Origin of the sequence: Thauera butanivorans, from assembly GCF_048398245.1 — a bacterium.
Lineage (GTDB): Bacteria > Pseudomonadota > Gammaproteobacteria > Burkholderiales > Rhodocyclaceae > Thauera > Thauera butanivorans.
Genome location: NZ_CP183038.1, coordinates 3417837 through 3432402, shown reverse-complemented (window position 1 = coordinate 3432402; position 14566 = coordinate 3417837). Strand labels below are relative to the sequence as shown.

Annotated in this window: 17 protein-coding genes; 10 read left to right on the top strand and 7 right to left on the bottom strand. The window is 64.8% G+C overall.

The window, feature by feature from the left end; translation table 11 throughout:
- Positions 1–120: 120 nt before the first annotated feature.
- The gene (locus ACNQFN_RS16665; RefSeq protein WP_068636121.1) at positions 121–708 is read left to right on the top strand and encodes a bactofilin family protein; all 588 of its coding nucleotides are present in this window, start codon (positions 121–123) and stop codon (positions 706–708) included.
- Positions 709–747: 39 nt separating this feature from the next.
- On the opposite strand, the gene ACNQFN_RS16660 is transcribed toward ACNQFN_RS16665, so the two are convergent.
- Positions 748–1395: a lytic transglycosylase domain-containing protein gene (locus ACNQFN_RS16660; RefSeq protein WP_418647022.1), complete on the bottom strand. Its 648-nt coding sequence runs from the start codon at positions 1393–1395 to the stop codon at positions 748–750.
- 3 nt (positions 1396–1398) lie between these two features.
- Positions 1399–3147 carry a proline--tRNA ligase gene (locus tag ACNQFN_RS16655; protein WP_068636123.1) on the bottom strand — a complete coding sequence of 583 codons (1749 nt, stop codon included), beginning with the start codon at positions 3145–3147 and terminating at the stop codon, positions 1399–1401.
- Between the two features lie 170 nt (positions 3148–3317).
- Here ACNQFN_RS16655 and ACNQFN_RS16650 point away from each other — a divergent pair, with 170 nt between their 5' ends.
- The 3 genes from ACNQFN_RS16650 to coq7 are packed head-to-tail and all read left to right on the top strand — an operon-like array spanning position 3318 to position 5068.
- Entirely contained in the window at positions 3318–3875 is a 558-nt protein-coding gene (locus tag ACNQFN_RS16650) for an RNA pyrophosphohydrolase (protein WP_068636124.1), read from the top strand.
- A gap of 42 nt (positions 3876–3917) precedes the next feature.
- Positions 3918–4448 (top strand): CNP1-like family protein, encoded by a 531-nt coding sequence (locus ACNQFN_RS16645; RefSeq protein WP_068636125.1) that lies wholly within the window; start codon positions 3918–3920, stop codon positions 4446–4448.
- The gene (coq7, locus tag ACNQFN_RS16640) at positions 4448–5068 is read left to right on the top strand and encodes a 2-polyprenyl-3-methyl-6-methoxy-1,4-benzoquinone monooxygenase (protein WP_068636126.1); all 621 of its coding nucleotides are present in this window, start codon (positions 4448–4450) and stop codon (positions 5066–5068) included. The genes ACNQFN_RS16645 and coq7 overlap by 1 nt, the downstream gene beginning before the upstream one ends.
- A 138-nt stretch (positions 5069–5206) precedes the next feature.
- Here the strand turns inward: coq7 and ACNQFN_RS16635 are convergent, their stop codons facing one another.
- Entirely contained in the window at positions 5207–5626 is a 420-nt protein-coding gene (locus tag ACNQFN_RS16635; RefSeq protein ID WP_068636127.1) for an OsmC family protein, read from the bottom strand.
- A 593-nt stretch (positions 5627–6219) separates the two neighbouring features.
- On the opposite strand from ACNQFN_RS16635, the gene rplM reads away from it, so the two are divergent.
- The 4 genes from rplM to erpA all read left to right on the top strand — a co-directional run bounded on the left by rplM (position 6220) and on the right by erpA (position 8728).
- Positions 6220–6648, top strand: a complete 429-nt coding sequence (gene rplM, locus ACNQFN_RS16630; protein WP_068636128.1) for a 50S ribosomal protein L13 — start codon at positions 6220–6222, stop codon at positions 6646–6648.
- A 13-nt stretch (positions 6649–6661) separates the two neighbouring features.
- A complete protein-coding gene (gene rpsI, locus ACNQFN_RS16625; RefSeq protein WP_068636129.1) occupies positions 6662–7054 on the top strand; it encodes a 30S ribosomal protein S9 in 393 nt (130 codons plus the stop codon).
- A 193-nt stretch (positions 7055–7247) separates the two neighbouring features.
- Positions 7248–8285: an N-acetyl-gamma-glutamyl-phosphate reductase gene (gene argC / locus ACNQFN_RS16620; protein ID WP_068636130.1), complete on the top strand. Its 1038-nt coding sequence runs from the start codon at positions 7248–7250 to the stop codon at positions 8283–8285.
- 92 nt (positions 8286–8377) lie between these two features.
- Complete coding sequence (gene erpA / locus ACNQFN_RS16615) at positions 8378–8728, top strand: iron-sulfur cluster insertion protein ErpA (protein WP_068636131.1); 351 nt, start codon at positions 8378–8380, stop codon at positions 8726–8728.
- Between the two features lie 130 nt (positions 8729–8858).
- On the opposite strand, the gene ACNQFN_RS16610 is transcribed toward erpA, so the two are convergent.
- Positions 8859–10151: a M23 family metallopeptidase gene (locus ACNQFN_RS16610; RefSeq protein WP_369404199.1), complete on the bottom strand. Its 1293-nt coding sequence runs from the start codon at positions 10149–10151 to the stop codon at positions 8859–8861.
- A 123-nt stretch (positions 10152–10274) separates the two neighbouring features.
- On the opposite strand from ACNQFN_RS16610, the gene tyrS reads away from it, so the two are divergent.
- Both tyrS and murI read left to right on the top strand, forming a co-directional pair.
- The gene (tyrS, locus tag ACNQFN_RS16605) at positions 10275–11474 is read left to right on the top strand and encodes a tyrosine--tRNA ligase (RefSeq protein WP_068636133.1); all 1200 of its coding nucleotides are present in this window, start codon (positions 10275–10277) and stop codon (positions 11472–11474) included.
- A 31-nt stretch (positions 11475–11505) separates the two neighbouring features.
- Positions 11506–12318 carry a glutamate racemase gene (murI, locus tag ACNQFN_RS16600; RefSeq protein ID WP_068636134.1) on the top strand — a complete coding sequence of 271 codons (813 nt, stop codon included), beginning with the start codon at positions 11506–11508 and terminating at the stop codon, positions 12316–12318.
- A gap of 66 nt (positions 12319–12384) precedes the next feature.
- Here the strand turns inward: murI and ACNQFN_RS16595 are convergent, their stop codons facing one another.
- From ACNQFN_RS16595 to ACNQFN_RS16585, 3 genes are all read right to left on the bottom strand, one after another.
- Entirely contained in the window at positions 12385–13239 is an 855-nt protein-coding gene (locus ACNQFN_RS16595) for a sulfurtransferase (RefSeq protein ID WP_068636135.1), read from the bottom strand.
- The gene (locus tag ACNQFN_RS16590) at positions 13236–13598 is read right to left on the bottom strand and encodes an STAS/SEC14 domain-containing protein (protein ID WP_068636136.1); all 363 of its coding nucleotides are present in this window, start codon (positions 13596–13598) and stop codon (positions 13236–13238) included. The genes ACNQFN_RS16595 and ACNQFN_RS16590 overlap by 4 nt, the downstream gene beginning before the upstream one ends.
- 91 nt (positions 13599–13689) lie before the next feature.
- On the bottom strand, positions 13690–14532 hold the full coding sequence (locus ACNQFN_RS16585) for a DMT family transporter (RefSeq protein WP_068636137.1): 843 nt from the start codon (positions 14530–14532) through the stop codon (positions 13690–13692).
- Between the last annotated feature and the right edge of the window lie 34 nt (positions 14533–14566).

The window sequence follows — 14566 nt, the reverse complement described above, 5'->3', positions numbered from 1 at the left end:
GTGACTTGGCTTTCAAGCATTTGAAATCACTCGGGAAAGAAATGGGTGGCATGAGGCTTGCGAATGCGCTGGAGGTTCAGCAACCGTGTCGGACGGTTGAAGCCAGTTCAAGGAGATGTCATGTTCAACAAGCCGAATCTTTTTCCGAAGCAGACCGAATCCGTTGGCCAGCGCTCCGCGCCGACGCGACCCGCAACGATGGGAAGCAGCGTTTCCCCGTCCAGCGCGGCGGCGTCCTCCGACCCGGTGCAGGAGGTGACCAAGGCGGATTCGGCGAAGTCCGAGTCCGCTGCGCCCGTGGAGACTGCGACGGGCGGCAGCCGCCTGATCGTCGGGCCCGACGTCAAACTGAAGGGCGCCGAGATCCTTGACTGCGATACCCTGGTCGTCGAAGGCCGGGTCGAGGCGACGATGGACAGCCGCGTCATCCGGATTGCCGAGAATGGTTCCTACGAAGGCACGGTCGGCATCGATGTCGCCGAGATCCACGGCCGTTTCGAAGGCGAGCTGACGGCCCGCCAGCAGTTGATCATCCACGCCACCGGCCGGGTCAGCGGCAAGATTCGCTACGGCAAGATCCTGATCGAGGAAGGCGGCGAAGTGTCCGGTGATGTGCAGTCGCTCACCAGGGCGGGAGCCAAGGAAGGGTTGCGCGCGGTCGAGAGCCGCGGCAACGACAGCAAGCCGATTGCGGCAGTGGCCGGTTGATGTCGCAGCGGGGGGCGTGCCGCCCCCCGCGGATTCGATTCACTCCGTGGGAGTGAGCGTGGTGGAGTTGGCTGCGAGCCGTTGGGCCTGCCAGCTCCATTGCTTTTCCCACGCCGTGCGCACCAGGTTCGGGTAGCCCGGCTTGCCCAGGCTGCCGTTGTAGCGGCCGAGTGCGCGAAAGAGATCGCCTTTCTCGATGTCGAGATAGTGGCGCAGGATCGTGCAGCCGTAGCGCAGGTTGGTGCGAAGGTGGAACAGGTTGTCGTCCGGGCGCTCCATGACCTTGAGCCAGAACGGCATCACCTGCATGTAGCCGCGCGCGCCGGCCGACGAGATCGCGTATTTGCGGAAGTTGCTTTCGACCTGGATCAGGGCGAGCACCAGTTGCGGGTCCAGGCCGGCACGGGTGGCTTCGTAGTGGATGCTGGTCAGCAGTTCGTTGCGGTAGGCGGCGTCCGGAATCCGCTTCTGCAGCCGGCGCGACATTTCGGCCAGCCACTGCGCGCGCTCGCCGGCGTCGGGAATCGGCAACATCGGCGCCACTGCGTCGCTGACCGCTTCGTGCAGTGCCGCGCGCACGCTGGCAGCCAGCGGTTCGTACTGTTGCGCGCCGGCCTGCGCGGCATTGCCGGCCAGCGCGAACAGCAGCGCGGCAGCAGCATGGAGCAGGGCTGGCGGGGGGCGCACGGCTCAGGCCTTGCCGAGCAGGCCCAGGATGTGGGCTGCGATGTCGCCGGCAGCGAGCTTGCCGGCTTCGGCGTCGCGGCGCCCCTGGTATTCCACTAGACCCTCCTTCAGCCCGCGGTCGCCGATGGTGACGCGGTGCGGCACGCCGATCAGTTCCCAGTCGGCGAACATCACGCCGGGGCGTTCGTCGCGGTCGTCGAGAATGACGTCCACGCCCTGCGCCAGCAGGGTGTCGTAGAGCTTCTGCGCTTCGTCGCGCACGGCTTCCGACTTGCCCCAGCCGACCGGGCAGATCACGACTTCGAAAGGTGCGATCGCCACCGGCCAGACGATGCCGCGGGCGTCGTGGTTCTGCTCGATCGCAGCACCCAGGATGCGGGTCACGCCGATGCCGTAGCAGCCCATCTCGAAATGCTTGGGCTTGCCGTCCTCGTCGAGGAAGGTGGCGTTCATCGCCTTGGAATACTTGGTGCCGAGGTAGAAGACGTGGCCGACCTCGATGCCGCGCTGGATGGCCAGCACGCCCTTGCCGTCGGGCGAGGGGTCGCCTTCGACGACGTCGCGGATGTCGGCGACGAGGTCCGGCTCGGGCAGGTCGCGACCCCAGTTGACACCGGTGAAGTGATAGTCGGCTTCGTTGGCGCCGCAGATGAAGTCGGCCATGTCGGCGACCGTGCGGTCGGCGACGATCCTGACCGGCTTCTTCTGCCCGATCGGGCCGAGGTAGCCCGGCTTGCAGCCGAAGTGCTCGAGGATTTCCACCTCGGTGGCGAAGCGGAAGCCGGCCTTCAGGCCTTCCAGCTTGCCGGCCTTGACCTCGTTCAGGGCATGGTCGCCGCGCACCAGCAGCAGCCAGACGGTGACGCCGGCCGGCGCGCCCTTGTCATCGACGTCGTCGGTGGCCAGCACCAGCGACTTGACCGTGGTGGCGAGCGGCACGCCGAGTAGCTCGGCGACGTCCTCGCAGGTGGCCTTGCCGGGGGTCGGAGTTTTCTCCAGGGCTTGCTTTGCTTCGGCGCGGCCCGGCAGCAGCGACACGGCTTCGGCCAGCTCGATGTTGGCGGCGTAGCTGGAGTCCGGGCAGTAGACGATGGCGTCCTCGCCGGTGTCGGCGATGACCTGGAATTCGTGCGAGCGGTCGCCGCCGATGGCGCCGGTGTCGGCGGCGACGGCGCGGTACTGGAGGCCGAGGCGGTCGAAGATGCGCGTGTAGGCGGCGAACATGGCGTCGTAGCTGCGGCCGGCGGCTTCCTCGCTGCGGTCGAAGGAGTAGGCGTCCTTCATCGTGAATTCACGTCCGCGCATGATGCCGAAGCGCGGCCGGCGCTCGTCGCGGAACTTGGTCTGGATCTGGTAGAAGTTGCGCGGCAACTGACGGTAGCTCTTCAGTTCCTGGCGGGCGATGTCGGTGACGACTTCCTCGGACGTCGGCTGCATGGCGAAGTCGCGCTCGTGGCGGTCCTTCAGGCGCAGCAGCTCGGGGCCCATCTTGTCCCAGCGGCCGGTTTCCTGCCACAGCTCGGCGGGCTGCACCAGCGGCATGGTCAGCTCCATCGCGCCGGCGCGGTTCATTTCCTCGCGGATGATCGCCTCGACCTTGCGGATCGAGCGCAGCGCCATCGGCATGTAGCTGTAGATGCCGGCTGCGGCCTTGCGGATCATGCCGGCGCGCAGCATCAGCTTCTGGCTGACGACTTCGGCGTCGGAGGGAGCTTCCTTGAGGGTGAACAGATGGAACTGGCTGGCGCGCATGAGAGTCTTCTGTCTGGAAAGGCGTTGTCGAACGCGCGATTCTAGCGCAAGGCGCCGCCTGCAAAGGCTTGTATCGGGTGTGGCGGGTCGATGCACGCCGATGGTGCGCTTTCAAAGCGCACCCAAGTGTGAAAAAATCGATGTCAATCAACCGAATTTGAAGGTTAGTCATGCTTGATCGTGAAGGCTTTCGCCCGAACGTCGGCATCATTCTGGTAAATGCGCGCAACGAGGTTTTCTGGGGCAAGCGCATCCGCGAACATTCCTGGCAGTTTCCGCAAGGTGGCATCAAGCACGGCGAATCGCCGGAGCAGGCGATGTACCGGGAACTGTTCGAGGAAGTCGGATTGCGTCCGGAGCACGTCAAGATCCTCGGCCGCACGCGGGGCTGGCTGCGCTACGAAGTGCCGCGGCACTGGATACGGCGCGAATGGCGCAACACCTATCGTGGACAGAAGCAGATCTGGTTTCTGTTGCGCTTGGTGGGGCGCGATACCGACGTCTGCCTGCGTGCGAGCTCGCACCCGGAATTCGATGCCTGGCGATGGAGCAACTACTGGGTGCCGCTGGATGCGGTGATCGAGTTCAAGCGGCAGGTGTATCAGATGGCGCTCGTCGAACTGGCGCGCGTGCTGTTCCGGTCGCGCAACTTCGATCTGCCGGAAAGCTACCGCCTGCCCGAACCCGAGCAGCCGGTACCGGTGGTTCTCGGTGCGTCGCAGCGCTGATCGGCGGGCGGCGCCTTGTCATCTCCCTGGAGGCTGCTGGGATTGAATTCACGTGTACGTAGTGCCGTCGGCGCAGGGCTTGCCGCGCTGACCCTGGTTTCCGGCAGCGCCCTGGGCGGTTTGCTGTTCGACGAGGATCCCGACTGGCAGGAGGCCGAGGTGACGATGCCGCCGCCGGTGGACGATTCCCGCCTGCGGGCCTTCTTCGTCAGCAGTGCGTCGCCGAACAGCTTTTTCGTCGATGAAGGCAGCGTCAGCGTCGGTGAAGACCGCGTGGTCCGCTACACCCTGGTGGTGCGCACGCCCGGCGGTGCGGAGAACATCACATATGAAGGGTTGCGCTGCGCGACCGGCGAACGCAGGATCTACGCCAGCGGGCGCCGGAGTGGCGAATGGACGCCGATGAAGAAGAGCGACTGGCAGCCGATCAGCGACAATGCCTACAACCGCCCGCGGGCGGCGCTGGCATACGAGCATTTCTGCGACGGACCGGCTGCGCCGCGCGATCTCGAACATGCGCTGCGCCTGTTGCGCAATCCGCTCGACCCGTCCAGAACCTACGGAGTCCGATAATGATCGACACCGCCATCATCGAATTCGACAAGGCTTTGCGCACGGTCTTCGCGCCGGCGCGCAGCATTCGCGCAGTCCCGGGCGAAGGCCTGCCCGAGGCGGAGCTGGGCGAGGCGGAGCGCCGCCATGCCGCGGCGCTGATGCGGATCAACCATGTGGGCGAGATCTGCGCCCAGGCGCTGTACCAGGGGCAGGCGCTGATGTCGAGGGATCCGTCGCTGCGCGATGCGCTGAGGCAGGCGTCCCAGGAGGAAACCGAGCATCTCGCGTGGACCGAGCGCCGCATTGCCGAGCTCGGCGGCCGCAAGAGCCTGCTCAATCCGCTGTGGTACGGCGGGGCGCTGGGCCTCGGCCTGCTGGCGGGCCGTTTCGGTGACCGATGGAATCTGGGCTTCCTGGCCGAAACCGAACGCCAGGTCGAGAATCATCTGAAGGGGCATCTCGATACCTTGCCGGCAAACGACAAGAAATCGCGCGCGGTCGTCGAGCAGATGAAGATCGATGAGGCCGAGCATGCCGAAATGGCGATCCGGCTGGGTGGGCATGAACTGCCCGCGCCGGTGAAGGGGGCGATGAAGCTCGCCTCCAAGGTGATGACGACGCTGACCTACCGCATCTGAAGAAAACACCGTACCTGTAGGAGCGGCTTCTGCCGCGATCAGGGCTGCAAGGCTGCATGCGCGGTTGAAGCCGCTCCTACGGAAAAGCCGGGCTGTCGGCAGGACTATCCAAATCCAAAGAATGCTTGATTGATACGCTCAGTCGACTTCGACGATCTCGCACTCGTGTGTGATCTCGGCGGTCTTGCCGAGCATGATCGAGGCCGAGCAGTATTTTTCCGCGGACAGGTGGATGGCGCGTTCGACCGCCTCGCGCTTCAACTGGCGTCCGGTGATGGTGTAGATGAAGCGGATGCGGGTGAACACCTTGGGGTCGGCGTCTGCCCGCTCGGCTTCCAGGCGGACGCTGCAGCCGCGTATGTCGTGGCGGCCGCGCTTGAGGATCAGTACCACGTCGAAGGCCGTGCAGCCTCCCGCGCCGGCCAGCATCAGTTCCATCGGCCGCGGTGCCAGATTGCGGCCGCCTGCCTCCGGTGCGCCGTCCATCGTGACGAGGTGGCCGGAGCCGGTTTCGGCGATGAAGCTCATGCCGTCGGACCATCTGATCGTGCATTCCATGTGTTTCTTTCCTGTTCGAGAGCGGTGAGCCGCCGGGGAGGGCCGGGCGCTGCTGGCGCGGATTCTACCGGAGAGCAACCGGGTGAGGGCTTTCAGGGCGTGCGAGCCCGTCAGCGCGGCCGTCGTGCGGAACAATACGGAGCCGTATTCTTGCGGTGCACAAATCATGCTTCGGAAGATGGGGCGAGTACGTCGTCATCGAGAGCATTTGCCGTCTTCGAATTTTGAAAAATTGATTAAAATCAATGGAGTGATGTTTGATAAACCCGTCTTATCAAAAAATCAAAACATTTATAGTGCAATGCACAAAATTCTGCTTGCGGGAGCAGGGTGGAGTCTGGATAATGCACCTCAGTCGGATCGCTGACGCGGCAACAACGACGCGCCGATCCAAATGGTGTCTCCTCCACCCTCCTCCTTTGGTGTGGATTTAACGCAGTCCTCGCGGACTGCGTTTTTTTTTCGCCTGCACTGCTCGAATGCCATCGGTGCTTCGTTTAGTGATTGACACGGGAGTAGTGCTCCCATTAAGCTTGCGAGCTTTCCGTTTGACGGCCTGAATGTGTCCGGCCTGACAAAAATCGAGGTTTTACATGAAGACGTTTTCTGCCAAGCCGCACGAGGTCAAGCGCGACTGGTTCGTTGTCGACGGCACGGACAAGGTGCTTGGCCGTCTTGCCGCCGAAGTCGCCCGCCGTCTGCGTGGCAAGCACAAGGCCATTTACACCCCGCACGTTGATACGGGCGACTTCATCGTCGTCGTCAACGTCGAAAAGCTGCGCGTGACCGGCAACAAGGCGCAGGACAAGAAGTACTACCGTCACTCGGGCTACCCGGGCGGTATCTACGAAACCAACTTCACCAAGCTCCAGCAGCGCTTCCCCGAGCGCGTGCTCGAGAAGGCGGTGAAGGGCATGCTGCCGAAGGGCCCGCTGGGCTACGCCATGCTGAAGAAGCTGAAGTGCTACGCGGGTCCGTCGCATCCGCATACCGCTCAGCAGCCGCAAATTCTCGAGATCTGACAGGAGCCGATAAATGGCTGTGACTTACAACTACGGAACCGGCCGCCGCAAGACCGCGGTTGCCCGTGTGTTCATCAAGCCGGGCACCGGCAGCATCGTCGTCAACGGCAAGCCGGTCGACGAGTTCTTCTCGCGTGAAACCGGCCGCATGATCGTGCGCCAGCCGCTGGTGCTGACCGGCAACGAAGGCAAGTTCGACATCATGGTGAATGTCACCGGTGGTGGCGAGTCCGGCCAGGCGGGTGCCGTGCGTCACGGCATCACCCGTGCGCTGGTCGACTACAACGCCGAGCTGAAGGGCGAACTGCGTGCCGCCGGCTTCGTGACCCGCGATGCCCGTGAAGTCGAGCGCAAGAAGGTCGGTCTGCGCAAGGCGCGCCGTGCCAAGCAGTTCTCGAAGCGCTGATCGCTTCTGGCTGCATGCGGAAAGCCGTCCCGAGGGGCGGCTTTTTGCTTTTTGCATTCCCCTGCCGCAGTCGAGGATATCCAGGGTGTTCGTGTGCCGGATACGGAGCTTCGGCTTCATCGCTTCTTCATTGTCCTTGGCCGCCGGGGTGAGATAATCGATGCCACGTCCTGACTCGCAAAAAGGAATCGAGATGATCAAGGTAGGTGTTGTCGGCGGTACCGGTTACACGGGCGTGGAGTTGCTGCGCCTGCTTTCGCGTCATCCGCAGGTGGAATTGACTGCGATCACGTCGCGCGGCGAAGCCGGCATGCCGGTCGCCGAGATGTTTCCGAGCCTGCGCCGCCGCGTCGATCTGAAGTTCGTCGCGCCGCAGGATGCCGCGCTCGAGAAGTGCGACGCGGTGTTCTTCGCCACGCCCAACGGCATTGCGATGAAGCAGGCGGCGGAACTCGTCGCCGCCGGTGTCCGCGTGATCGACCTGGCCGCCGATTTCCGCATTCGTGACGTGGCCGAGTGGCAGAAGTGGTACGGCATGGAGCATGCCGCGCCCGAACTGGTCGCCGAGGCAGTGTATGGCCTGCCCGAAGTGAACCGGGAGCAGATCCGCAAGGCGCGCGTGCTGGCAAACCCGGGCTGCTACCCGACCGCCGTCCAGCTCGGCTTCCTGCCCCTGGTCGAAGCCGGTCTGGTCGACACCGACCATCTGATCGCGGATGCCAAGTCCGGGGTGTCCGGTGCGGGGCGCAAGGCGGAAGTCCATACGCTGTTGCCCGAGGCAGCCGACAGCTTCAAGGCCTACGGCGTGCCGGGGCACCGCCACCTGCCGGAAATCCGCCAGGGTCTGTCGCTTGCGGCGGGGCGGGCGGTGGGCCTGACTTTCGTGCCTCACCTGACGCCGATGATCCGCGGCATCCATGCCACCCTGTATGGCCGGATCAAGCAGGGCGTCGAACTGCCCGACTTGCAGGCCTTGTTCGAGAAACGCTATGCGGGCGAGGCTTTCGTCGACGTGATGCCTGCCGGCAGCCACCCCGAGACGCGCTCCGTGCGCGCGTCGAATCTGTGCCGCATCGCCGTCCATCGTCCGCAGGGCGGAGACACCATCGTCGTGCTGTCGGTCATCGACAACCTCGTCAAGGGGGCTGCCGGGCAGGCGGTGCAGAACCTCAACATCATGTTCGGTTTCGATGAAGAGACCGGGCTGGACATCGTCCCGGTCAGTCCTTGACGGGAACCTCGGGCACGGAGCACGATCCGAACCTTTCAAGTGCAGAGCGGATGGGCCCATCATTCGCCGCATCCCCCTACAGAGGAGAAATCATGAGCGCAGAAGTCGCAACCCCCGACATCCTGGTCTTCACCGACAGCGCGGCCAACAAGGTGCGCGAACTGATCGAGGAAGAGGGCAATCCCGAACTGAAGCTGCGCGTGTTCGTCAGCGGCGGCGGCTGCTCGGGCTTCCAGTACGGCTTCACCTTCGACGAGGAGGTGAATGAGGACGATACGACCTACGAGAAGAATGGCGTGATGCTGCTGATCGACTCGATGAGCTACCAGTACCTGGTCGGCGCCGAGATCGATTACACCGAAGGTCTCGAGGGTTCGCAGTTCGTGATCCGCAACCCGAATGCCAGCAGCACGTGTGGCTGCGGTTCGTCGTTCTCGGCCTGAGCATTCTCCGGTCGCAGGAAAAGAACGGGGGCGCCTTGGCGCCCCCGTCTTGCTTTGCTGAGATCGGTGTCAGAACAGATGGCTGGCGGCTTGTAGCCGACTCGAACGGTGGGCAGCTGCCCACCGTGCTTCAGTCTGCTCTGGCCAGTTCGTAGTTGAGCAGCGCAAAGCGGTTGCGGAGGTCGGCCGTGTCGCGTTTGAACGCAGCCAGCTCCCTGGGGCTCAGCGAGTCCGCCATCGGCAGTGCGACCGTCATCGGGTTCTGGGCGACGTTGTTGATGCGGACTTCGTAGTGCAGGTGGGGGCCGGTCGCCCAGCCGGTCGAGCCGACGTAGCCGATGATGTCGCCCTGGCTGACTTCCTTGCCCTTGCGCATGCCGGTGGCGAAGCGGCTGAGGTGGGCGTAGGCGGTCGAGATGTTGCCGCGGTGCTTCAGGATGACGATGTTGCCGTAACCGCGCTGGGAGGCGGCAAGCTCGACGACGCCATCGGAGGTGGCCTTGATCGGCGTGCCGGTCGGGGCGGCGAAGTCGGTGCCCTTGTGCTCGCGCCAGTTGCGGTTGATCGGGTGCAGGCGGCGGCCGAAGCCCGAGCTGATGCGCGAGAACTCCAGCGGCGAACGCAGGAAGCCTTGCCGCAGGCTGCGGCCGTCGTCGGTGTAGTACTGTTCCTTGCCGCTCGGGCCGCGGTACATCACCACGGCGTGACGCTTGCCCTGGTTGATGAACTCGGCGGCCAGGATGCGGCCGGCACGGACGGCGTTGCCGTCCTGGTAGACCATTTCGTAGACGACGCTGAAGCGGTCGTCCTTGCGCAGGTCGGTATGAAAGTCGATCTCGGTGCCGAAGATATCGGCGAGCTGGGTCGCGACGCTGTCGGGTACGCCTGCGGCATCGGTTGCGCCGTACAGGGAGCTGCGGATCGTGCCCGAGCGCATCTCGACGAGCGTGCTCTGTGCGGCGGCTTCGGCCGCGCGCAGCTGGAGCGTGCCATCGTCCTTGCGCTCGACCACCAGGCGCTGTTCGCCATTGCCGACCGGCAGGCTGAACGAAGCCAGACGGCCATCGGCATGCACCATCGCCATGACCGACCGGCCGGCACGCAACTGCCGGACGGCCTGCTTGCCTTCGTCAGAGGTGCTCAGGAAGGACAGTGCTTCGCTGTCCTCGATGTTCAGGCGGCGGAACAGCGACGGCAAGGAATCACCGGGCTGGATGCGCTCGCTGTGCACGAAAGGCAGGTCGGTTTCGGTGTCGATCGCCACGCGGGGGGTGGGCAGGGTCTCGATCACCGGGCGCACGACGATGCCGGCGTCGTCGTTGCCGGGTGCGACCGCAGTCGCTGCCACGACGCCCATCATGGAGACGCCGACGATGCCTGCAAGCAGCCAGGGGCGGGGACGGGTGAGGAGTTGTGCCGGCAATTCGGCTAGAATTCTGGTCTTTCTCGCCTGCATGAGCTTACCTGGGCCGGGATGGGCAAAAAATTTCTGGAATTCTAGCAAATCTGCCCTTGCATTCGGGAATGTATTTTTGGAGAAATGAGAATGACTGATGTTCAGGCCGCCATGGAGCTGATCAAGCGCGGCTGCGACACATTGCTGATCGAGGCCGAACTGGCCGAGCGACTGAAGACCGGCCGGCCTCTGCGCGTGAAGGTGGGCTTTGACCCGACGGCGCCCGACCTGCATCTGGGCCACACGGTAGTGATCAACAAGATGCGCCATTTCCAGGAACTGGGGCATCACATCATGTTCCTGATCGGCGATTTCACCGGCATGATCGGCGATCCGAGCGGCAAGAACACCACCCGGCCACCCTTGTCGCGCGAACAGATCATGGAGAACGCGAGAACCTACCAGGATCAGGTGTTCAAGATTCTCGACCCCGAGAAGACCGAGATCTGCTTCAATTCCACCTGGATGGAAGGGCTGGGCAGCGCCGGCATGATCCGCCTGGCGGCGCAGCAGACCGTTGCCCGCATGCTCGAGCGCGACGATTTCGCCAAGCGCTACGGCAGCAACCAGCCGATCGCGATCCACGAGTTCCTCTACCCGCTGTGCCAGGGTTACGATTCGGTGGCGATGAAGGTGGACATCGAACTGGGTGGCACCGATCAGCGCTTCAATCTGCTGATGGGGCGCGAACTGCAGAAGCACTACGGCCAGCAACCGCAGTGCGTGCTGATGATGCCGCTGCTCGAAGGCCTGGACGGCGTCAACAAGATGTCGAAGTCGCTCGGCAACTACATCGGCATTTCGGAGGCGCCGAAGGAGATCTTCGGCAAGACGATGTCGGTGTCCGATACCCTGATGTGGCGCTACTACGATCTGCTGTCCTTCCGCTCCACGGCCGAGATCGAGGGCCTGAAGCGCGAAGTCGAGGGCGGCCGCAACCCGCGTGACGTCAAGGTGATGCTGGCGCAGGAACTGGTGGCGCGCTTCCATGGCGCGCAGGCCGCCGAGGAAGCGCAGGCCGACTTCGAGGCGCGTTTCCAGCGCAACGCTATCCCGGACGACATCCCGGAGGTGACGGTGCCCGCCGGCGCCGAAGGCATCGTGCTGTTCCAGGTGCTGAAGCAGGCCGGGCTGACCGGAAGCACGTCAGAGGCGATGCGCATGATCGATCAGGGGGCGGTCCGCATCAACGGCGAGCGCGCCGAAGACAAGGGCCTGCTGCTGCAGGCAGGCGAGAAGGTGGTGCTGCAGGTCGGCAAGCGCAAGTTCGCTTCGGTGGTGCTGGCTTGAACCGCGCCCTGCGCATGAAGGGCGGCGAGGCATGAAAGCTGCCGATGCTGCACGCCCGATCGGCGTGTTCGATTCCGGCGTCGGCGGCCTCACCGTCGTGCGGGCGCTGATGGAGCGCTTGCCGCTGGAGAACATCGTCTATTTCGGCGATACCGCGCGCGTGCCCTACGGCGTCAAGTCGGTGGCGACGATCGAGCAGTTCACCGCGCAGATCACCGATTACCTGCTGCGCTGCGACGTGAAGATGCTGATCATCGCCTGCAACACGATGGCGGCCGTCGCTGCCGACCTCGTCCACCGCCTGGCGCGCGGCGTTCCGGTGCTCGACGTGATCGAGGCGGGCGCGCGCGCCGCGGTGTCGCCCGCAGGCGGGCGGCGCATCGGCGTGATCGGCACGCCGACCACGATCAACAGCAATGCCTATGCCCGGCGCATGCACGAGCTCGATCCGTCGGTGCGGGTGTATTCCCAGGCCTGCCCCCTGTTCGTGCCACTGGTCGAGGAAGGCTGGCTCGATCACCCGGTGACGCGCCTGACGGCGCAGGAGTACCTGCGCCCGGTGCTGGCCGAGGAAGTCGACAGCCTGGTGCTGGGCTGCACCCACTATCCGCTGCTCAAGCCCTTGCTGCGCGACGTTGCGGGGCCGGACGTGAGGCTGATCGATTCGGCGGTGACGACGGCGGAATTCGCCGCACGGCGCCTGCAGCAGGCGGGGCTGGCGCGCGGCGCCGGCGCTGCGGCGCGCTACCGCTTCGTCGTCAGCGACGTGCCGCTGCGCTTCCAGACGATCGGCGAGCGTTTCCTCGGCCGTTCGCTGGGGCAGGTGGAAAAAATCGATTGGTGAGCGCCTGACGCGCGGTCTGCAGCGCGGGAGCGTTCAGGCCGGGCCCCGTTCAGGCTGGGTTGAGCCTCAGGCGGGGCCGGTCGCAACCGGCCGCCGGGGGTCGGCACACCATTCGCTCCACGAGCCGGCGTAGAGCAGCGAGCCGGACAGGCCGGCCGACTCCATCGCCAGCACGTTGACGCAGGCTGTCACGCCGGAGCCGCAGTGGTGTACGACTTGTTGCGGAGGATGATTCCCCAGCAGCGCGCCGAACTCCTCGCGCAGCACGGATGCCTGCTTGAAGCGGCCGTCGGGCTGCAGGTTGTCGCGGAAGAAGCGGTTGATGGCGCCGGGGATGTGGCCGCCCACCGGGTCAAGCATTTCGTTCTCGCCACGGAAGCGGTCCGGGCTGCGGGCGTCGATCAGCAGTATCTGCGGCTGGCCCAGATGACCGAGGACGAAATCCGCATCGACCCGATTCGCCCGCGGGGCCAGGGCATAGGTGGCGGGCTGCGCTTCGGGCTGGGCCGAGTCGAGCGGCAGGCCGGCGCTGGACCAGGCTTGCAGGCCACCGTCCAGCACGGCGACGCGGTTATGCCCGAGCCAGCGCAGCAGCCACCATAGCCGTGCGGCGAACATGCCGCAGGCGTCGTCGTAGGCGACCACCTGGGTATGATGGCTGACGCCGCATGCTTCCAGGCGGGCGGCGAGCTTCGCAGGGTCGGGCAGGGGGTGGCGGCCGTTGACGCCCGTCCGGGGCGCCGAGAGGTCGGTTTCCAGATCCAGGAAGAAGGCGCCCGGAATGTGCTGCCCCAGATAGGCGTGCAGGCCGAAATCCGTATTGCACAGATCGAAGCGGCAGTCGAACACGACCCAGTCGGGCGAATGGAGCCGTTGTGCGAGCTCTACCGGGCCGATCAGCGTCGCGTAGGAAGCGTTCACTCGGCAGCCTCGGCCGTCATGTCCAGCCAGCTGCGGGCTTCGGTTTCGTCGTCGAATACCTGGACTTCGGCATCGACGAACAGCTGTGACACCCAGGCGCTCCAGGTCAGCCACTGGTCGTCGGTCAGCACGGCGATACGGCGGAAATCATGGGCATGCTGGCGCGAGAACTTGATTTCCTCCCACGCCACGTCGAGCGTGAAGCCCACCATTTCGCGCAGGTCGAAAAACAGGTCGATCGATCCGGCGAACTGGATCTTGTAATTGACCAGTTCCTCGAACTCCTTGTAGTCGGCCAGCGCGAATTCACCGAAAACGGTGATAGCGACCAAGTTGTCGCGGTGCTCGATGCTGATCATTGCGGCCTCCGTCGTCTTGGACTGGTTGCCTACTACTATAGCCTTCGCATCGATCCGGCTCAATCAGTGGGGGGGCGCCTCAGCCGCCGTTTCAGCTGCTGCGGCGCGGGCGCAGCGAGATCATGATCGCGCTGGCGACGATGCAGGCGATGCCGATCCAGCTCATCCAAGGCATGATCTCGTCCCACAACAGGGCGCCGAACAGGCTGGCGAAGACGACGGTGGCGTAGCTGAGGTTGGCCGACAGCATGGTGTGGCCGTAGCTGTAGGAACGGGTCATGGCGAGCTGGGCAAGGCCGCCGAAGACGCCGATGCCGAGCAGGATGACGAGCTCCTGCAGATCGGGCAGGTGCGGGCCGGCATACAGTGCGCCGGCAAGACCGAACAGCATCGTGACCAGCGAGAACCAGAACACCGTGCGCACTTCCGGCTCGCCGGCCTTCCCCAGTTCGCGCACGCTGATGTAGGCGATGCTGGCGATCGCGCCGGAACCGAGGCCGACGGCCGCCCCCAGCCACTGCTCGGCGGCCAGCGTCGGGCGCAGCAGCAGCACGACGCCGGCAAAGCCGATCGCCAGCGAAAGCATGCCGGTCCAGCGCAGCTTCTCGCGGAAGACCAGCGCCAGCAGCAGGGCGACGAAGATCGGCGAGGTGTAGTTGAGCGTCACCGCAGTCGCGAGCGGGAGGCTGCCGATGGCGAAGAAGTAGCAGCTCAGCGCAGTCGACCCGGACACGCTGCGCGACACGTGCATGCGCCAGTGGGGGGTGCGCAGCCGGATGCCCTTGAGCCTGGCGATCACGACCATCATCGCAACGCTGACGATGCCGCGGTAGAACACGACTTCGCCGGTCGAGAACGTGCTCGAGCCGAGCTTGACGCAGACGCCCATGCAGGCGAACAGCAGGCAGGAAACGAGCATCCAGAAAGCAGGCATGAAATGTTGCGGTGCAGCGACAGAGCCCGGCATT